Annotated in this window: 17 protein-coding genes; 6 read left to right on the top strand and 11 right to left on the bottom strand. The window is 64.8% G+C overall.

All coding sequences use genetic code 11. The annotated features are described in order from the left end of the window. Positions 1 to 2: 2 nt before the first annotated feature. Both BVH01_RS18925 and BVH01_RS24525 read right to left on the bottom strand, forming a co-directional pair. The gene (locus BVH01_RS18925) at positions 3 to 2,957 is read right to left on the bottom strand and encodes a sensor histidine kinase (protein ID WP_168172917.1); all 2,955 of its coding nucleotides are present in this window, start codon (positions 2,955 to 2,957) and stop codon (positions 3 to 5) included. 51 nt (positions 2,958 to 3,008) lie between these two features. Continuing rightward, positions 3,009 to 3,185, bottom strand: coding sequence for a hypothetical protein (locus BVH01_RS24525; protein WP_042556252.1), 177 nt, complete (start codon positions 3,183 to 3,185; stop codon positions 3,009 to 3,011). Positions 3,186 to 3,372: 187 nt separating this feature from the next. On the opposite strand from BVH01_RS24525, the gene BVH01_RS18920 reads away from it, so the two are divergent. Continuing rightward, on the top strand, positions 3,373 to 5,853 hold the full coding sequence (locus tag BVH01_RS18920; RefSeq protein WP_075931789.1) for a circularly permuted type 2 ATP-grasp protein: 2,481 nt from the start codon (positions 3,373 to 3,375) through the stop codon (positions 5,851 to 5,853). Then, positions 5,850 to 6,737, top strand: coding sequence for a transglutaminase family protein (locus BVH01_RS18915; protein WP_075931788.1), 888 nt, complete (start codon positions 5,850 to 5,852; stop codon positions 6,735 to 6,737). Before BVH01_RS18920 ends, BVH01_RS18915 begins: the two co-directional genes overlap by 4 nt. 5 nt (positions 6,738 to 6,742) lie before the next feature. On the opposite strand, the gene BVH01_RS18910 is transcribed toward BVH01_RS18915, so the two are convergent. The 8 genes from BVH01_RS18910 to BVH01_RS18875 all read right to left on the bottom strand — a co-directional run bounded on the left by BVH01_RS18910 (position 6,743) and on the right by BVH01_RS18875 (position 15,153). Beyond that, entirely contained in the window at positions 6,743 to 7,036 is a 294-nt protein-coding gene (locus tag BVH01_RS18910; protein WP_075931787.1) for a hypothetical protein, read from the bottom strand. Between the two features lie 386 nt (positions 7,037 to 7,422). Beyond that, positions 7,423 to 8,754 carry a DUF58 domain-containing protein gene (locus BVH01_RS18905; protein ID WP_075931786.1) on the bottom strand — a complete coding sequence of 444 codons (1,332 nt, stop codon included), beginning with the start codon at positions 8,752 to 8,754 and terminating at the stop codon, positions 7,423 to 7,425. 25 nt (positions 8,755 to 8,779) lie between these two features. Continuing rightward, positions 8,780 to 9,829 carry a MoxR family ATPase gene (locus BVH01_RS18900; RefSeq protein WP_075931785.1) on the bottom strand — a complete coding sequence of 350 codons (1,050 nt, stop codon included), beginning with the start codon at positions 9,827 to 9,829 and terminating at the stop codon, positions 8,780 to 8,782. Beyond that, a complete protein-coding gene (locus tag BVH01_RS18895; RefSeq protein ID WP_075931784.1) occupies positions 9,826 to 11,052 on the bottom strand; it encodes a DUF4350 domain-containing protein in 1,227 nt (408 codons plus the stop codon). Before BVH01_RS18895 ends, BVH01_RS18900 begins: the two co-directional genes overlap by 4 nt. Beyond that, a complete protein-coding gene (locus tag BVH01_RS18890) occupies positions 11,049 to 12,611 on the bottom strand; it encodes a DUF4129 domain-containing protein (protein WP_075931783.1) in 1,563 nt (520 codons plus the stop codon). The genes BVH01_RS18895 and BVH01_RS18890 overlap by 4 nt, the downstream gene beginning before the upstream one ends. After that, positions 12,598 to 13,578 carry a stage II sporulation protein M gene (locus BVH01_RS18885; protein ID WP_075931782.1) on the bottom strand — a complete coding sequence of 327 codons (981 nt, stop codon included), beginning with the start codon at positions 13,576 to 13,578 and terminating at the stop codon, positions 12,598 to 12,600. Before BVH01_RS18885 ends, BVH01_RS18890 begins: the two co-directional genes overlap by 14 nt. Next, positions 13,575 to 14,300: an RDD family protein gene (locus BVH01_RS18880; RefSeq protein ID WP_075931781.1), complete on the bottom strand. Its 726-nt coding sequence runs from the start codon at positions 14,298 to 14,300 to the stop codon at positions 13,575 to 13,577. Before BVH01_RS18880 ends, BVH01_RS18885 begins: the two co-directional genes overlap by 4 nt. 94 nt (positions 14,301 to 14,394) lie before the next feature. Next, on the bottom strand, positions 14,395 to 15,153 hold the full coding sequence (locus BVH01_RS18875; protein ID WP_075931780.1) for a hypothetical protein: 759 nt from the start codon (positions 15,151 to 15,153) through the stop codon (positions 14,395 to 14,397). A gap of 247 nt (positions 15,154 to 15,400) precedes the next feature. On the opposite strand from BVH01_RS18875, the gene sbcB reads away from it, so the two are divergent. Then, complete coding sequence (sbcB, locus tag BVH01_RS18870; RefSeq protein ID WP_075931779.1) at positions 15,401 to 16,843, top strand: exodeoxyribonuclease I; 1,443 nt, start codon at positions 15,401 to 15,403, stop codon at positions 16,841 to 16,843. 129 nt (positions 16,844 to 16,972) lie between these two features. On the opposite strand, the gene mvaT is transcribed toward sbcB, so the two are convergent. Continuing rightward, positions 16,973 to 17,356, bottom strand: coding sequence for a histone-like nucleoid-structuring protein MvaT (gene mvaT / locus BVH01_RS18865; RefSeq protein WP_075931778.1), 384 nt, complete (start codon positions 17,354 to 17,356; stop codon positions 16,973 to 16,975). A 329-nt stretch (positions 17,357 to 17,685) separates the two neighbouring features. On the opposite strand from mvaT, the gene purU reads away from it, so the two are divergent. Genes purU through BVH01_RS24700 form a run of 3 tightly spaced genes read left to right on the top strand, consistent with a single transcriptional unit; the run spans position 17,686 to position 19,180 of the window. Beyond that, entirely contained in the window at positions 17,686 to 18,537 is an 852-nt protein-coding gene (gene purU, locus BVH01_RS18860) for a formyltetrahydrofolate deformylase (RefSeq protein ID WP_075931777.1), read from the top strand. 38 nt (positions 18,538 to 18,575) lie between these two features. Next, on the top strand, positions 18,576 to 18,998 hold the full coding sequence (locus BVH01_RS18855) for a CBS domain-containing protein (RefSeq protein ID WP_075931776.1): 423 nt from the start codon (positions 18,576 to 18,578) through the stop codon (positions 18,996 to 18,998). A gap of 5 nt (positions 18,999 to 19,003) precedes the next feature. Beyond that, positions 19,004 to 19,180 carry a hypothetical protein gene (locus tag BVH01_RS24700; protein WP_168172925.1) on the top strand — a complete coding sequence of 59 codons (177 nt, stop codon included), beginning with the start codon at positions 19,004 to 19,006 and terminating at the stop codon, positions 19,178 to 19,180. Positions 19,181 to 19,249: the final 69 nt, after the last annotated feature.

Below are 19,249 nucleotides of genomic sequence, written 5' to 3'. Positions count from 1 at the left end.
ATTTAGTTCGCCAGTGGCATTGCCTCGATGTGCCGCGGCAGCGTCACCCGGATACGGGTGCCACGTTGCTGCTCGGGGTCGATCGGGCTGTCGATTGTTATCTGGCCATAATGCTCTTCCACGATGGAATAGACCAGCGCGAGGCCGAGTCCGGTTCCTTTTCCGGGGTCCTTGGTGGTAAAGAACGGTTCGAACAGTCGGTCCATCACACCTTTGGGAATACCGCTGCCTTCGTCCTCGACGATCAGGTCGACGGTGTGTTCCGACGCTTCGCTGCGCACGCGGATCGCGCCGCCTTCGGGCGAGGCGTCGCGGGCATTGCTGAGCAGGTTGATGAGCACCTGGGCCAGGCGCTGGGGGTCGCCTCCGGCGCGGTGTGCGGGGTCGCACAGGTTGAAGAACTGCACGTCGACGCTGCGCCGGTTGAGGGCCAGCAGGCCGATGGCTTCCTGGGCGACTTCGGCCAGGCACACCGGTTCGTCCGCCTGCTGGTGGTTACCGGAGTGGGCGAAGTTCATCAGTGAGTGAACGATGCGCGTGACCCGCTTGGTCTGTTCGAGGATCTGCCCGCTGATCTCGGTCAGTTCAGGATCGCCCTCGCGTTCCTCGCGCAGGTTCTGCGCCAGGCAGGCGATGCCGGTGATCGGGTTGCCGATTTCGTGGGCCACCCCTGCGGCCAGGCGGCCGATGCTGGCCAGGCGCTCGGAGTGCACCAGCTTGTCTTCGAGCATCTGCGTATCGGTGAGATCCTCGACCAGCAGGACCAGCCCGCTGTTACCGGGCGCCAGAGGCTCGTCGATGGCCGCCTTGTGCAGGTTCAGCCAGCGGGTCTGGCCGTCGAGGGCCAGGCGCTGTTTGTGCAGGTGCTCGTCGGGAATCTCGGTGAAACTCTGCAGCAACTCCCGCCACGGCTCGGCGAGGGTCGACAGGCGCGAGCCGACGATGCGCTGGGCGGGAATCTCGGTGAGTTCTTCCATGGCCTTGTTCCACATCAGGATCTCGTGATCCTTGGCCAGCGAACAGACGCCCATGGGCAACTCCTGCAGGGTCTGGCGGTGGTAGCGGCGCAGGGCATCGAGCTCGGCGGCGAGGCCGGTGAGGCGCGAGTGGTAATCCTCCAGGCGGCTCTCGATGAAGTGGATGTCCTCGGTCACGTAGCCTTCGCTGCCGGATTTGTAGGGCAGGAAGGATTCGATGATGTCCTGGGCCACGCTGGGGCCCATCAGGCCGGACAGGTTGGCCTCCAGGCGATCACGCAGGCGGCGCAGCGCGTAGGGTCGGCTCTCGTCGAAGGGCAGGTGGAGGTCGCGCAGGGCCTGTTCGACCTCGCGCTGGGCGGTCTTGGCACCCAGCGGCTTGGCCAGCTGGGCGGCGAATTCCTGGGGTGACAGGGCCAGCAGCTCGCGGCGTTGCGGGCGGCGTACGTTGTCCACTGCGCAGGCTTCGGCGGCGCTGTCTTCCTCCGGGCTGGAGTCGGTGAATACCGAGACCAGGGTGAACACCAGCACGTTGATGGCCAGCGAGGCGATGGCCGCCAGGTGCCAGCTGCTGTCATCGAGCACGTAGACCAGATCCAGCACCGGCACGTACAGGCCCGGCAGCGTGCCGAGCAGCGGCAGCAGCATGCTCACGCCCCACACCGCGATACCGGCCAGCAATCCTGCAATGAAACCGCGGCGATTGGCGGTCGGCCAGTACAGCACCGAGAGCACGCCAGGCAGGAACTGCAGGGTGGCGACGAAGGAGACGATGCCCAGGTTGGCCAGGTCCTGCTGGGCGTCGAGCAGGTTGTAGAAGGCGTAGCTGGCCAGAATGATGGCGACGATCAGCGCGCGGCGCGTCCACTTCAGCCAGCGGTATATGTTGCCTTCGGCTGGCGGCTGATAGAGCGGTAGCACCACGTGGTTGAGCAGCATGCCGGACAGCGCCAGGGTGGTGACGATGATCAGCCCGCTGGAAGCCGAAAGGCCGCCGATGTAGGCGATCAGCGCGAGCGCTGGGCTGTCCACGGCGATGCCCAGGCCGAGGGTGAAATATTCCGGGCTGGTGGTCGAGCCCAGCCTTAGTCCGGCCCACAGCACCAGGGGCACCGCCAGGCTCATCAGCAGCAGGAACAGTGGCAGGCCCCAACTGGCGCTGACCAGGGCGCGGGGGTTGAGGTTCTCGGTAAAGGTCATGTGGTACATGTGCGGCATGACGATCGCCGAAGCGAAGAACACCAGCAGCAGGGTGCGCCATGGGCCTTCCTGCAGGGGCGTGTGCAGGCTGGCCAGGGCAGCCTGGTTGAGCACCAGCCATTGCTCCAGCTCGCGGGGGCCGTCGAATACCGCATACAGGGCGTAAAGGCCGATGGCGCACATGGCCAGCAGCTTGACCACCGACTCGAAGGCGATGGCGAACACCAGGCCTTCGTGTTTTTCCCGGGTGGCCAGGTGACGCGCGCCGAACAGGATGGTCACCAGGATGAACAGCCCGCAGAACGCCAGGGCGACCTGTGGCTGCACCGCCTCGCGGGTGAGGATGCCGATGGCATCGGTCACCGCCTGGATCTGCAGGGCCAGCAGCGGCAGCACGGCTATCAGCATGCACAGGGTGCTCAGCGCACCGGCCCAGGTACTGCGGAAACGGAAGGCGAACAGGTCGGCCAGCGACGACAACTGATAGGTGCGGGTGATGCGCAGGATGGGGTAGAGCAGCACCGGGGCGAGCAGGAAGGCGCCGGTCACGCCCAGGTAACTGGCCAGGAAGCCGTAGCCGTACTGATAGGCCAGGCCGACACTGCCATAGAAGGCCCAGGCGCTGGCGTACACACCCAACGACAGGGTGTAGGTCAGTGGGTGACGGATGAAGCGGCGCGGAATCAGGCCGCGGTCGGCGCACCAGGCGACGGCGAAAAGCACCAGCAGGTAGGCGGCGCTGATCAGCATCAGCCCACCGAGGCTAAAGTTCATCGGCATTCACGGCTCGGCGAGTCAGGGGCGGCGGCGGGTTTTGGCTGGCGCATCGGGTCAGAGCTCGTCGGCATCGCGCTGGCTCTGCAGGATGAAGGTCACCACGATGAGGATCAGCCACAGCATGTAGGGGCGGTACCAGGCACCGTTGGGATCGATCCACCAGTCCATGATGGCAGGCGAGAACAGGTAGATGCCGACTACCAGAATCAGAACCAATCGATAGATATACATGCCGCGTCTCGCTACTGGATGTGCCGATGGTAACGGAAGCGCAGGGCGCTGGCGAAGGGGCATCGTGCGGCGCTGGGGCGTGGCAGTGCGCTGGCGCATATCTTGCTGGCCGATCGACGCCCACAGCGGCTACGCTTTCACGGCGCGAGAAGTTGCCGCGCCATCGATGCACTGCACTGGAATCTTCATGCCTGATCTGCTTGCCTGTTACCTGCCTGACGAGGCGGCCTATGACGAACTGCTCGACCGCCACGGGCAGCCGCGCGCGCACTGGCGGCCCGTGCTGAGCCAACTGCGGCGCAATACGCCCGCGCAGTTGCAGCAGCGTCAGGCCATGGTCACCCGGCAGATCCAGGCCAACGGCGTCACCTACAACGTCTACGCCGATCCCGATGGCGCCGATCGGCCCTGGGAGCTGGACCTGCTGCCCAATCTGATTCCGGCGGCCGAATGGCAGGCCATTGCTGCGGGCGTGGCGCAGCGCGCGGGCCTGCTCGACAAGGTGCTGGCCGACCTTTATGGCCCTCAGCAGTTGCTCGCCGATGGGTTGCTGCCGCCGGAACTGGTGTTCGGCCATGAGAGCTTCCTGTGGCCGTGCCAGGGTGTGCAGCCGCCCGGCAGCACTTACCTGCATCTGTACGCGGTGGACCTGGCCCGCTCGGCGGACGGCCAGTGGCGGGTGATTGCCGATCGCACCCAGGCGCCGGCCGGTGCCGGTTTCGCCCTTGAAAACCGGCAGATCATCTCGCGGGCCTTTCCCGAGCTGTATCGCGATCTTGGCGTGCAGCACCTGGCCAGTTTCTTTCGCACTCTGCAGGACACCCTGACCAGCCAGGCGCCGGCCGGCAACGACACGCCGCTGGTGGTTGTGCTGACCGCCGGGCGTTTCAACGAGAGCTACTTCGAGCACCTGTACCTGGCGCGTCAGCTCGGCTACCCGCTGGTGGAAGGCAGCGACCTGACCGTGCGCGACGCCACGCTCTACCTGAAGACGCTCGCGGGGTTGCAGCGGGTGCATGCTGTGCTGCGCCGCCTCGATGACGATTTCTGCGACCCCCTGGAGCTGCGCAGCGATTCGGCGCTCGGCGTGCCCGGGTTGCTGGAAGTGGTACGCCAGGGTCGCGTGCTGATGGCCAATGCCCTGGGCTGCGGCCTGCTGGAGGCACCGGGCTTGAGTGCATTCCTGCCGGCGATCAGCGAGCGATGGCTCGGCGAGCCGCTGTCGTTGCCTGGCATTACCAGTGCCTGGTGCGGGGAGGCGCCGGTACTGGCCCAGGTGCTCGAAGACCTGCCGAACTGGCTGATTCGCCCCTGTTCGGCGGCCCAGCGTCTGACGCCTGGGCACGGCGGCAGCCCTGATGCCGAACAACTGGCCAGCCGCCTGCGTCAGCAGCCCGAGGCCTATGTGGCCCAGGCGCCCGTGCAACTGTCCCAGGCGCCGGTGTGGCTCGGCGAGCAGGGCATGCAGCCGCGCACCATCGGCATGCGCGTGTTCGCCGTGGCCAGCGGCGACGGCTATCGGGTGATGCCTGGCGGCCTGACCCGGGTGGCCGTGGCCGCCGATACCGAGGTGGTGTCGATGCAGCGCGGCGGCGTCAGCAAGGACACCTGGGTGTTGGGCGAGCGCCAGGCGCCGAGTGAGCAATGGCAGGGCACGCGCGCCCTGGGCGCTGCCGATCTGGTGCGCAGCGATCCCTACCTCCCGTCGCGGGTGGTGGAAAACCTGTTCTGGTTCGGGCGCTACAGCGAGCGCTGCGAGGACAATGCGCGGCTGTTGCGCATCATGCTGGCGCGCTACGTCGATGACGACGACGACCCGCGTGCGCTGCAGGCGATGTTCCAGCTCGCCGAAAAGCTCGGCACCCTGCCCGATGAAGCTCACGGCAGCGTGGAGGCGCGTCTGCGTGAGGCGCTGCTCGGCACCGAGTGGCCGGCCAGCGTGCGCGTCAACCTGCAGCGCCTGCAATGGACGGCCGGCAGCGTGCGCGGCAAGCTGTCCCAGGCCAACTGGCAGGCCATGGTGGAGTTGCAGCGCGACCTGCAACGCCTGGAGGGCCGTGAAGGCGACCTCGGGCAACTACTGGATGTACTCAATCGGCTGATGATCTCGTTGGCTGCGCTGTCCGGGTTCGCCCTCGATGACATGACCCGCGATGACGGCTGGCGCTTCCTGATGATCGGCCGCTGCATCGAGCGCCTGCAGTTTCTCTGCGACAGCATCGGTGGCTTCCTGCGCATCGGCGCCAGCGACGACGCTTCGGCACTGGATTGGCTGCTGGAGCTGGGCAACAGCTCGATCACTTACCGCACGCGCTACATGGCCAGCGCGCAGCTGATTCCGGTGCTCGACCTGCTGCTGCTCGATGAGCGCAACCCGCACGCCGTGCTGTATCAGCTGCGCCTGCTGCTGCGTGCCCTGAAACGCCTCGCCCAGGGCTTCGACATCCCGGCCAATCCCGAGCTCGCGCAGCTCGAGCGACGCTTGAGCGCCCTCGATCTCCACAGCCTGGAAAACCCGTTGTTCGGTAGCGGCGGCATTCGTGCTGTGCTCGAAGGACTGGTCGGGCTGCTCGATGCCATCGGCCAGGCCGCAGGAGCGGTTTCCGAGCAACTGAGCCTGCGCTTCTTCGCCCACGTGGCTGCCAGCCAGGGAACCCAGTCGTCATGAGTCGCCGTTATCAGGTGCTGCACGACACCCATTACCGCTATGCGGCGCCGGTTTCCCTGGCCCAGCAGCTGGCGCATCTGTGGCCGCGCGACTGTCCGTGGCAGCGCTGCCTGATGCACGACCTGCAGGTCGGTCCGCAGCCCTGCCAGCGTCACGATGGCGTCGATGTGTTCGGTAACCCGCTGACCCGCCTGGCCTTCGAGCGGCCCCACGACGCTCTGCACGTACGGGCGCAATTGACCGTCGAAGTGCTGCCGCGCCGTCCGGTCGACCTGCACGGCTCGCCATCCTGGACCACCGTACGCCAGGCCCTGCGCTACCAGCGACGCGCCTGGGCTACAGAGGCGCTGGAGGCGCTGCGCTACCGATTCGCCTCGCCCTACGTGGGCCTGGAACCGGCTTTCGAAGCCTTCGCGGCCGACTGCTTCCCAGCCGAGCGCCCACTGCTGGAAGCGGTGCAGGCGCTGATGCAGAAGATCCACGGCGAGTTCACCTTCGACGCCAGCGCCACCCTGGTGGCGACGCCGCTGGCGAGCGTGCTCGAGCAGCGCCGCGGGGTGTGCCAGGACTTCGCTCATCTGATGCTCGCCTGTCTGCGCTCGCGGGGGCTCGCCGCCCGCTACGTCAGCGGCTACCTGCTGACCCAGCCACCGCCGGGGCAGGCGCGGCTGGTCGGTGCCGATGCTTCCCACGCCTGGGTATCGGTGTATTGCCCGGACAACGGCTGGGTGGATTTCGACCCCACCAACAACTTGCTGCCGGCACTGGAGCACATCACCCTGGCCTGGGGACGTGATTTCGGGGACGTGTCACCCCTGCGCGGGGTGATTCTCGGCGGCGGCCATCATGACCCTGATGTGCAGGTGACGGTCACGCCGCTTTAGTCTGCTCAGCTTGCAAGCACACGGATGACCGCGACCAGTTGGAAGGCGCAGAAGAAGCCGAGCGCGATGCGCAGCGGGGTGGACAGGTTGGTGCCGAGGCTCTCGCTCAGCGGTTGCAGCATGAAGCGTGGGGTCAGGGCCAGGCCGATGATTAGCGAAACCACGGCGAACATCGAAAAGAACTCGCTGCTCATCGGCGCAACGCCCGAGGCGAAACCGTACAGCAGGCAAGCAATGGCCACGGCGAAGAACGCTGCGCAAATCAGACGCTCCTTGGGTGTCCAGGACGAGAAGTTCACGGGATCAAGCTCCACAGGCTAGAAGAAGGGAGCGCAGTATAGGGAAAGGCGCATGCCTGGGCAGTAGGCTGTTACAAAGTAACGCCAGCGCGAGGGCGCCCGGCCGGAGCCAGCTTTCACGGGGCGGATCGTAAGCAGGCTTTTAGAGCCTGTTCAAAGTCTTATCTGCGCATGAAGCGGCAACTACAAGGCAGAAGCAGACACTCAAACCAACCTGTGGGAGCCCCGACCTCGGGGCGAAACGATTGCAGCCTGACTGCCTATTTCGGCGGTGCCTGAGCGATTCGCCGCGAGGTCGCAGCTCCCACAATGGATCGGATAACGGCCGCTACTCCACTTAGCCGCCAAAGTCGCCGAACCTGGGCTTAACGATTATGAACAGGCTCTTACAGCACGCCGGCCTTTTTCCAGGCCAGATAACGGTTGACCAGCTCGGGGCCCAGCTCGCCCGGGCGTGCATCGAGCACTGGCACGTTATGGGCCGCCAGGCGCTCGTGCAGGGTGTGGCGGGCATTGAGGTAATCCACCGCACCGCAGTAATTCAGCGCCGATTCGTAGCCCTGCACCTGAGTGTGGCGCAGGGTGTCGAGCACGTCTTCGCGAAGGCTGGCGATCAGTACCCGATGGCGACGTTCGAGGCGCTTGACGGCGGCCAACAGGTCTTCGTCGTCCTCGTCGCGCAGGTTGGTGATCAGCACCACCAGGGCGCGGCGGCTCTGGCGCTTGAGCAGGGCGTCCACCGCATCGCTGTAGTCGGCCGGGCGCTGGGTGCTCTGCAGGTCGTACACGGCGTTGAGCAGCACGTTGACCTGGGCCTGGCCCTTGACTGGCGGGAGGTAGCGGCGCTGCTCGCTGGCAAAGGTCATCAGCCCCACCGCATCGCCCTGGCGCAGCGCCACGTAGCTCAGCAGCAGGCTGGCGTTGAGGGCATGGTCGAAGTGCGACAGCTCGCCGTCCTGGCTGCGCATGCGCCGACCGCAGTCGAGCAGGAAGAGGATCTGCTGGTCGCGCTCGTCCTGGTATTCGCGGGCGATCGGCGTGCGTTTGCGGGCAGTGGCTTTCCAGTCGATCTGGCGTAGCGTGTCGCCTTCGCGGAATTCGCGTAGCTGATGAAATTCCTGGCCCAGGCCGCGACGCTGGCGCTGGCGTACGCCCAGCTGGCTGACCCAGTCGTCCACGGCCATCAACTGGGCACCGTACAACCGGGCGAAGTCCGGGTAGACGCGGGTTTCGTCGCGCAGCTCGAGGGTGCGGCGCGATTGCCACAGGCGCAGCGGGCTCGGCAGGCTGACTTCGCAGCGCGCAAATACGAAGTGGCCGCGTACCAGCGGGCGTACCCGGTAAGTGAAGGTGGTGTGCTCGCCAGCGCGCAGTTCGACCCGTTGCGGCATGTGCTCGACAGCCATGTCCTGAGGCGCGTGATCGAACACCTCGATGTGCAGGCCGTTTTTGTAGGCGTGCTCGGCACTCAGGCGCACGTCGCTCCAGCGGCCCAGCGGCAGGTTGCCCGGCAGCTGGCGCTGCAGGCGCGGCGAGGGCATGCGGGACAGGCGCAGGGCATCGACCAGCGCTGCGCCGGTGAGCAGCAGCAACAGGCCCCACCACAGGGTGGTGAGGCGCTCGGGCAGCGTCACCGAAAGCGCGTCCAGCGCGCCGAGCACGATGGCGATCACGAGCAATCCGACCAGCAGACGCAGCAGAGTGGAAGAGGGCTTCATGCCGCTTTATCCCGGTTGGATTCGGTCATAGACGAGGCGCAGGCACCTGGTCGAGCAACTGCAGCAGAACCTGGTCGACCGACAGCCCTTCGATGTCCAGCTCCGGCGACAGGCGCACACGGTGGCGCAACACGGCCAGGGCGCAGCCCTTGATGTCGTCGGGCAGCACGAAATCGCCGCCGCGCAGCAGGGCACGGGCACGGGCGCCACGCACCAGGGCGATGGATGCACGTGGGCCGGCGCCGATGGCCAGGCCCGGCCAGCTGCGGGTGGCGCGGGCCAGGCGTACGGCATAGTCGAGCACCTGATCGTCGAGCGGCAGGTCGCTGGCGATCTTCTGCATGATCAGCACGTCCTTGGCCTGCAGCAGGGTGCGCAGCGGGGTGACGTCGAGCATGTCGGCCTTCGGTGAGCGGGTGACCTGGCGCACCATGTTCAGCTCTTCGTCCTGCTCGGGGTAATCCATGTGCAACTTGAGCATGAAGCGATCGAGCTCGGCTTCAGGCAGCGGGTAGGTGCCTTCCTGCTCGATCGGGTTCTGGGTGGCCAGCACCATGAACGGCAGCGGCACCGCCAGTGGACGGCCTTCCAGCGTCACCTGGCGCTCCTGCATGACTTCGAGCAGCGCGGCCTGGGTCTTGGCCGGCGCGCGGTTGATCTCGTCGGCGAGCAGCAGGTTGGTGAAGATCGGCCCCTTGCGCAGCTTGAACTGCTCGCTCTGCAGGTCGTACACCGCGTGGCCGGTGATGTCGCTGGGCATCAGGTCGGGGGTGAACTGGATGCGGGCGAACTCGCCGCCGAAGCAGCGGGCCAGGGCACGTACCAGCAGGGTCTTGCCGAGGCCGGGCACGCCTTCGAGCAGCACGTGGCCGCCGGCGATGAGCGCGGTGAGCACGTCGTCGATCACCGCGGTCTGGCCGATCACCGCCTTCTGCAGTTCCTGGCGCAGGCCCTGGGCCAGTTGGCTGGCACGCTGGCGCTGCTGGGCGATGTTGCTGGCGGTCGTGGCAGCGGCTGGCGCTGCGGCGGACTCGCTGATCGGACTGCTCGGCTGGTCGGGCGTATTTTCGCTCATAGGGCATTCCTGAGTGTTTGCAGGTGGGCGACCTGGCGGGTGAAGTCGCTGGCGGAAAGGCGTTTCTGGCCCAGTGGGCGCATGGCCTGGCTGATGATGGTCGATGGCTGGCGGCTGAGGCGGCCGAGTATCTGCCACTGGTCGGCCACGGCAAGGCGCTCGAAACCGGGGTGGCGACGGCGGGCGCGGCGCAGGATGTCCTGTTGCAGGTTGCCCAGCAGGCGTTGCTGGCCACCCTGGCGCAACAGGAAGTCGGCGGCGGCGCGCAGGTGCTCCTGCAGCTGCCGGCGGCTGGCCGGGTGCGGCTGCAACAGCGGCCCGCGGCGCTGACCAACGTGCCAAAGCGTCAGCACCAGCAGCAGGCCGAGGGCCAGCAGCGCGGGGCTGAAGTGGCGTTGCAGCAGGGTCAGCAGATCATCGCGGTCGGCGTTGTAGACCAGGGTCACGGCGCTGTCCTGGCTGAGGTACCAGAGCAGCCAGGCGTTGTCGTAATCGCCCAGCTTGGCGTTCTGCCAGATCCAGGCATCGGTGACGATGCTGATCAGCCCGTCGCCGTGGTAGATCTGCAGCAGGTGCGTGGCCTCGCCGCTGTTGGCCCAGACATGGGCCAGGTTGTCGGCGTCATAGAGGTGGAAGTCGGTATCGAAGCCGACATAGGCCGGTGCCTGCTCATTTTCCAGGTACAGCTTGGTCAGGTTCGGGTAGGCGTCCGTCGGCTCTTGCTGATCCTCTTCGCTGGCCGGCTCGCTTGGCTGTTCGTCGGCAGCACCGTCGCCTTCCTGCTCGGCGTCTTCCTCGTCGAGCTGCTCGACCGGGTACTGCTGCACGTTCAGTTTGTCGAGCAGCCCGTCGCCACTCTTGCCCTGTTCCTCGTCCCACATGCGTTCGGCGATGAACAGCAGGTGACCGCCGCGGGCGGTCCATTCCAGCAAACGCTCGTTCTGTCGCGGCGTCAGGTTGCTGCGGTTGGCGAGCAGCAGCAGGGTGTGGCCGCGACTGGGCAGGTTGTCGAGGCCGGCCAGGTTGTCGGCGCGGGTCACCTCAAGCCCCTGCTTGCGCAGGAACTCTTCGGCGGCCAAGTAGGGATTGGCGCGTGCTTCGGGCGACGGGCCGTGGGTGAGCACTTCCTCGTAGGATTCGGCGCGCTGCAGCAGGTAGTTGCCGAGCAGGCCAAGGGCGCTCACCAGCACGGCGACGAGGCTGAAACGCAAGGCGCGGCTCATGGGCGGCCCCCTTGTTCCACCAGACGCCGCCAGTCATTGCACAGCACCGGGCACAGCTCGGCCGGCGGCAGGCGATGGCCGTAGGCGAGATTCTGCCAGTGGCGCGTGAGGGTCTGGCTGAAGTTGCTCAGCTCGGGGTCGTCGAGGCCATCGACCAGCGGCAGCACCTCGGCTTCGGTATGGGAACTTTTCAGCGGCAGTTTGTGATCGTGGATCAGGCGGCTGAGCAGTGCGCGGTAGAGCAGGCCCAGGGCCGCGCGCGGGTCTTGTGACCAGAGTCGTTCGGCGCTGCTGGCCACGTCGTCCGGCAGGCTTTCCGGCACCACGTCCAGGCCGAACAGCTGATCGGGGGATTCGCTCTTGCGCGCAAGCTTGAAGCGCCCGCGGCTGACGAAGGTGCCGAGCCATTCGCGGTAGCGCCACAGCACCAGGGCGATGACGCCGATCACCAGGGCCCACAGGGCCGCTTCGAAGAACAGCGCGAGACCTTTCAGGGCGCCCCAGTTCTCGATCAGGTCGAGCAGTTTCTGCAGGTTCTCGGGCGGCTCGGGCTCGTCTTTCTTGGTTTCTTCACCGAAGCGCCAGCGGGTCACGGTTTCGCGGTTCTCGAACGGCGGCGCGTCGAGAATTTGCAGCGCCGCTTCCCGCGAGGCCTGGCTGGTCAGCGGCTGGGCAAGCATGCGCGCCGCTTCCGGGCCGTTGGGGTCTTCGCTGGGCAGTGGGCAACTGGCGAGCGGTTCGGCGAACGCTGGCGTCGGGGCTTGCAGCACCAGCACGCCGACGCCCAGCAGCACGGCGTAGGCCACGCCGGTCAGGCGCTGGCGCAGGCGCCGGAAGGTCAGTTCGATGTCCCAGCCTTCCAAGGCGGTACGGCGGTTGAGATAGAGGCTGAAGCCACCGGCCACGTAGATCGGCCCCCAGAGAATCAGCAGCAACGCATAACCGAGATTGGATAAGTGCTCCAGCCACAGCCAGTCGCTGGTGTCGCCATTGATCAGGCTTTGCCAGTCCCACTCGGTTGAGACCTGGGTCGGAATGAGCAAGTAGACCAGGCTGCCGAGGCCGATCCACAGGGCGGTTTCCAGGTGCATGCCGACCACGGTCAGCCAGGTGGCAGCGCCGGCATCGCGTTGCGCCAGCACGTTGAGGCGCTGGGTGCGTGCCTTGCCTTTCAGGCCTTCGAGCTGCAGCACCGGCAAATCGAAACTGCGCGTCGGGCTCAGGCGGCGCCAGGTCAGGCTGGCCAGCAGTTGCGGCTTGAGCAGGCCGGGAAAGGCCTTCAGCGCTTGCTTGAGCGTCGGCGCTTCGCCGAACAGCGAGCGCGACAGGATGTACAGCGGTAGCCGCTCGTAGGCCGGCTTCAGCCACCAGAACACGAACATCACCCAGGATGGGTACTGCCAGAGCAGCGCGCAGAGCACCGCGAAGAGCGGCAGGGTCACTGCGGCCCAACTGGCCATCAGCAGGCGGCGGTTCTGGCGGGCCATCAATACGCCGAGGTCGATGGCTTCCCAGGGCGTGCGCGGGCGGATCGCCACGCTGGCATCAGTCAGGCGCATGGTGCCTCCGGCCTGCCAGGCCCAGGTAAGCCAGCACCAAGGCCCAGAGGCCCGCGCCGACCCAGTACTTCACCGTGGGCGTCGAGAAGGTCATGGACGACCAGTAGGCCTCGATGAAGGCGGCGACCAGCAGGAACAGCGTGGCGCCGCCGAGCAGTCGCACGGCGCGGATCGCCGCCAGGCGCAGCGCCTCGCCGCGCGGCAGGCGACCGGGGGCCAGCAGCGCCCAGCCGAGCTTGAGGCCCGATGCGCCCGCCAGGGCGATGGCGGTCAGCTCGAAGGCGCCGTGGCCGATCACGAACGACCAGAAGGTTTCGCTGTAACCGAGTTGCGTCAGATAGCCGGCCACCGCGCCGATCATCAGCCCGTTGAACAGCAGGAAGAACAGGCTGCCGACGCCGAACAGCAGGCCGCTGGCGAAGGTCTGGAAGGCGATACCGATGTTGTTCATGATGTAGAAGCCGAACATCATCCAGTCATCGCCCGAGTCACGCTCGCCAAAGCGGCCCAGGCGCGTGGTGTCGGGGTCGTACATGCTCTCCATCTCGCTGACGCGGGCCGGATCCATGACGCTGTAGACCAGGTCGGGAAACAGGTAGACGAGGCTGCCCATCAGCGCCAGGCTGCCGAAGAACAGTAGGCTGGCGATGCTCACCAGGCGCCACTCTTCGCGCACCAGACGCGGGAAGCCGGCTAGCACGAAGCCGATCAGCTGCGGGCCGATGGCGCTGCGATGCCGATAGAACTGCTGGTGGCCGCGCAGGGCCAGGTGCTGCAATTCCTCGATCAGGTGGTTGCTGTAACCCCGCGCCCGGGCCAGCGCCAGATGCTGGCAGAGGCGGCGGTACTCGGCGGCGAAGGTGCGGCTCTTTTCCGCGTCACGGCCACCGGCCTCGAGGCGCGTAAGCTGCTCGGCGAAGGCCTGCCACTGGGGCTGATGACGGTTTTCGAAAACGCTCTGTTTCATGTAGGGCCCAACAAGCCGCGGGCAATGCCGTTGATGCGGCCTTCCGCCTGGCTGGCGTCGACTTGCAGCGGTTCGGCGAGAATGCCCGCCAGCTCGGCGCGGCGTGCGGTCGACAGCCCTTCGCCACGCTCGGCGAAGGCCAATACGGCGCGCTGCTCGGCGAAATCCAGCACGAAGGGCGCCGCCAGGGCCTCGGCCTCGGGCAGGTTGGGCCGTTCGATGGGGTGCTCGCGATAGACCACCAAGGTGCCGGCGGCGATGTCGCCGAGACGCTTGAAGCCGCGGCTGCTCAGGCAACTGATGATGCCCAGGGTGTAGGCGAACGGCAGCAGGTCGACGAAGCGCAGCAGGTTGCGAGTCAGCGATGCCGGCCAGCCGATCGGCGTACCGTCGTCATGCACCACGCGCAGGCCAAGCAGCTGCTTGCCCGGCGAGCGGCCCTGGTTGAGCACCTCGAACAGCACCATGTACCACCAGGTCACCAGGAATAGCGCAATGGTCGCCAGGCCCATGCCCAGCTGGCCGAACAGGCCCAGCGTCAGGTAGACGATGGCGAGGATGGCGCCGCGGATCAGCAGGTCGATGGTGAAGGCCAATGCGCGGGGCACCAGGCCGGCGGGACGCAGCGCGAGGTCGATCCCTTCCGGGGTTTCCACCTGATAGCGCGTGTCCAGCACCGTCTGCTGAGATCGAGGAACGGTGGAAGAAGAGGAAGGCGGCATCGTCACGTCGTACGGAGCAAAGCCCGATGCTAGCCAGCAGCGGGGCGGGAAGCAACCAGGCCGCGCGAACGCGGCCCAGGCTGCAGGTGCTGTATTAGCGAGCGACGGGCAGAACGCCGAAAATGGTGCGGTACAGCACACCCATGGCCATCACGAACAGCGGGATGCTCCAGATCAGGCCGATGCCCAGCGGGATGGCGCTGACGATGACGATCAGACCAAGCAGCAGGAACAGGCCGAAGACCTTGAACCAGTGCTGAGTGATGGCCTTGCGCGAGGCTTCCATGGCCTGCCAGGGCGACAGACCGCGCTCGACGATCAGCGGAATCGCCAACATGTAGGCCACGGCCAGGTAGATGCCGGGGATCAGCAGCAGGATCATGCCGAGATAGATCAGCACCATCATCAGTACGGCGGCGATCAGCAGTGGCACCAGGCTACCGAAGTGGCTGAAAATTTCGTTGAAGCTGAACGGCTGGCCAGCGGCGCGGCGAATGCCGACCATGTTCAGGCCGGCGAAGAACGGGTAGCTCACCGCGGAAGCGATGATGGTGGTCAGCAACTGGCCGATGATGATCAGTACCAGGCTATCGCTGAACAGGCTGAAGATGCCCAGTACGGCGCCGACCACGAACGAGGCCACCAGGATCGCCACGTAGAAGATCAGGAAACCGCCGATGATGATGCCTTTGGTGCCATTGGTGAGTTGCCAGGCTTCGCTGAGCAGGCCGCCAATGGTGAAGTCGTAACCGCGGCTCAGGGCCTGTTCGACACTCGGTGCCTGATCGCCAGTGGGTACATCCTGCAACTGGCTGGTGGGAACGGCATAGGGATTGGAAGTGACGTCACTCATGATTCATCCTTGGCGAGCGGTAATAAGATTGTTTCCTGATATTAATGGCGGAGCAAATCCCGAACAAGGGCTCGTTTGCCAGCCTATGGCGAAGCCCGTGACGGCCATCAAGTTTTTGCGACACCGTCGTGGTTTGTGATCGCTCAGCAACCCACCTAGACTGCGACGCTCATTCGCAATAGGGCATCTCTAGAACTATCTGCGTTGCCATCGCTGCGTTTTCAGAGGTGCCCCACAGGAGTCCGCCGTGCCTTCCAGCCTGTTCTGGTACGACTACGAAACCACCGGTATCGACCCGCGCCGTGACCGGCCGCTGCAAGTCGCCGGTATCCGCACCGATGAGCAGCTCAACGAGATCGACGCGCCGATCAACCTGTACTGCCAGCCCAGCGACGACATCCTGCCGCACCCGGCGGCCTGCATGATCACCGGCATCGGCCCGGATCGTCTGGCGCGCGAAGGCCTGGGTGAAGCCGAGTTCATGACCCGCGTGCACGCCGAGTTGGTGAGGCCCGGTACCTGTGGCGTGGGCTACAACAGCCTGCGTTTCGATGATGAGGTGACGCGCTATAGCCTGTACCGCAACTTCTTCGACCCCTATGCCCGCGAGTGGCAGGGCGGCAACAGCCGTTGGGACCTGATCGATATGGTGCGCACCGCTTATGCGCTGCGCCCCGAAGGCATCGAATGGCCGCAGGATGAACACGGCGTCAGCCTCAAGCTCGAGCGGCTCACCGCCGCCAATGGCATCGACCACGGCCAGGCCCACGATGCGCTGTCCGATGTGCGCGCGACCATCGCCCTGGCGCGTCTGATCCGGGAGCGCCAGCCCAAACTCTACGACTACCTGTACGGGTTGCGCAGCAAGCAACAGGTGCTCGACCAGGTCCGCCTGCTGCAACCCCTGGTGCATGTGTCCGGGCGTTTTTCGGGGGCTCGTCATTACCTGGCGATCGTGCTGCCGCTGGCTTGGCATCCGCGCAACCGTAATGCCCTGATCGTTTGCGATCTGCACCTCGATGCTGCGCCCTTGCTGAATGAGGATGCCGACACCTTGCGCCGTCGCCTGTACACCCGGCGCGATGAGTTGGGCGACGAGCTGCCGGTGCCGCTCAAGCTCATCCATATCAACCGTTGCCCGGTGGTCGCGCCGCTCGGAGTGTTGCGTGAGGAGGATTGTCAGCGCCTGCAATTGGACAAGGCCGAGTTCCTGACGCGAGCGCAGCGCCTGGCAGACAGCCAGGAACAATGGCGAGACAAATTGCCGCAGGTTTATGCAGAAGAAAGTTTCGCAGCGACCGTCGATCCCGAGCAGCAGTTATACGACGGCTTTATTGGTGACCGTGACCGTCGACTGTGCGAGCAGGTACGCAATTGTGACCCGATGCAATTGATGGCTCAGTCCTGGCCGTTCGATGATGCGCGTTTGCCCGAGTTGCTGTTTCGTTACCGGGCTCGCAACTTCCCGACGACGCTCGACAGTGAAGAGCAACAGCGCTGGCACGCCTTCTGCCGTCAGCGTCTTACCCAAAGCGAATTGGGTGCGCCCAATACCTTGGCGAGCTTCGAGGCGGACATGGCGGCTTATTTGAACCAGGCCACAGATAGCCAGCGCCTGATATTGCAAGCCTGGATCGAGCACGCGCAGCAGTTGCGTCAGCGATATGGATTACAAAACGAAGGGATATAAGAGCGAGCGCCACGTGTTGGTCTCGTGGCGGGGCAGCGAAGTCTCGCTATTGAATCGACTTGAATAAACGCCCATAAAAAACGCCAGCAATGCTGGCGTTCTTCATGGACTCACCGCCCCGGTCTGGCATCAGCCCAGCAGGGTAGCCCAGCCTTCGACGACGTCGGCGCCCCACTTGGCTTTCCACTCTTTCAGGGTCTTGTGGTTGCCGCCTTTGGTTTCGATCACTTCACCGGTGTTCGGGTTCTTGTACTGCTTAACTTTGCGAGCACGCTTGCTGCCGGTTGCCGCTGCTTTACCTGCAGTGCGCGGTGCCTTGCCAACTTTGGCTTCAGGATCGAGCAGGGCGATAATGTCGCGCAGCGACTTCTGATATTCACCCATCAGCGTGCGCAGTTTGCCTTCGAATTCCAGTTCCTTTTTCAGCTTGTCGTCTTGCGACAGGCTTTTCAGGCGTTCTTGCAGTTCTTTGATGTTTTCTTCGAGGCTGCGGTATTCGGTGATCAGAGACATGTGCGTACCTTTAATACAATGCAAGGGAGGTGTGACCAAGTGTTGCTTATAGTAGACAGCGGCTGGTTTTAAGTAAACCGCTTTGTAGTAAACAGACGCATTAGAACAACAGAAGTTGCAGAGGCAGCAACAATTCATCAGATTTAATTGCCACTTAAAAACAAGGCCATTTAACCGGTTACAGCACGGGCCGCTGTGTCAATTAAGCCAGTTGTTTTTCAGGGCCTGGCTGGGGCCATGGCGTGGCGGGCGGAGGCCTGCACGAGATACTGCAGTTTTTCGTTAGTCTGGCTAAAATGCGCGCCTTCGCTAATTCTCTGGAGTTGTTCATGCGCACTTTTCGGCTGGTAATCGCCTGCCCTGATCGTACCGGCATCGTGGCCAAGGTCAGTAACTTCCTGGCGACCTACAACGGCTGGATCACCGAAGCGAGCCATCATTCGGACACGCAGAGCGGCTGGTTTTTCATGCGCCATGAAATTCGTGCCGATTCGTTGCCTTTCGACCTGGACGGTTTCAACCAGGCGTTCTCGCCGATCGCCCGGGAATTCTCCATGGAGTGGCGCATCACCGACTCGGCGCAAAAGAAACGCGTGGTGCTGATGGCCAGTCGCGAATCCCACTGCCTGGCCGATCTGCTGCACCGTTGGCACAGCAACGAGCTCGACTGCGACATTCCCTGCGTGATCTCCAACCACGATGACCTGCGCAGCATGGTCGAGTGGCATGGCATTCCGTTCATCCATGTGCCGGTGGATCCGCAGAACAAGCAGCCGGCGTTCGACGAGGTCGCGCGACTGGTCGAAGAGCACCAGGCGGATGTCATCGTGCTGGCGCGCTACATGCAGATTCTGCCGCCCAAATTGTGTCAGGACTATGCGCAGCGCGTGATCAACATCCACCACAGCTTCCTGCCGTCGTTCGTCGGCGCCAAGCCTTACCACCAAGCCTCGCTGCGCGGCGTCAAGCTGATTGGCGCGACCTCTCACTACGTGACCGAAGAGCTTGATGCCGGCCCGATCATCGAGCAGGACGTGGTCCGCGTCAGCCACCGCGAGTCCATCGAGGAGATGGTGCGTCTCGGCAAGGACGTGGAAAAGATGGTGCTTTCCCGTGGTCTGCGCTATCACTTGGAAGACCGAGTGCTGGTGCACAACAACAAGACGGTGGTATTCGACTGAGCCGTCTGGCCCGATGCTCGAACAAGGAGTTCGCGTTCATGCTCAAGTCCGTAAAAGTGCGTGATTACATGACTCGTCACCTGGTGACCTTTCATGCCGATACCGATCTGTTCACTGCAATCAATCGATTGCTCGAGCATCGCATTTCCGGAGCGCCGGTGGTCGATGGCCAGGGGCGCCTGGTTGGCCTGCTGTCGGAGGGCGACTGTCTGCGGGGCATCCTGCAGGGCGCCTATTACGAAGCCACTGGCGGCACCATCGCTTCGTACATGACCACCAACGTGGAAACCACCTCGCCCGAGGCGGACATCATCGAAGTGGCGGAGCGCTTTCTCAAAGGCCGTCGCCGGCGTTTCCCGGTGGTCGAAGGGGGCAAGCTGGTCGGTCAGATCAGCCGCCACGACGTGCTGCTGGCGGTGAAGGAATTCGCCCAGCATGAGCAAGGCCGCCCACGGGGCTGATCGCCATGGCTGACGACGAACCGGATGCACCAGGTACGGCCACGGCTCCCCGGGTGATCGGCCAGGGCTGCGTGCAGCGTTTCGATCCCGAGGCGTTGAGCGAGGAGGACGGCACCGCGTTCGAAGGTGCCGAGGCCTTGTGGCAACGCACCCAGCGCGAGCAGCAGCGCTCGGATAAATGAAAGAAGGGCGCCAGCGGCGCCCTTTTTGTTTGCCCTGGTCTCAGAGTCTGTTCAAAGTCTTGTATGCGC

The organism is Pseudomonas sp. PA1(2017), assembly GCF_001945375.1.
In the GTDB taxonomy this organism is placed as follows: Bacteria; Pseudomonadota; Gammaproteobacteria; order Pseudomonadales; family Pseudomonadaceae; genus Aquipseudomonas.
The sequence above is the reverse complement of the archived record's forward strand: the minus strand, read 5'-3'. Positions and strand labels throughout refer to the sequence as shown.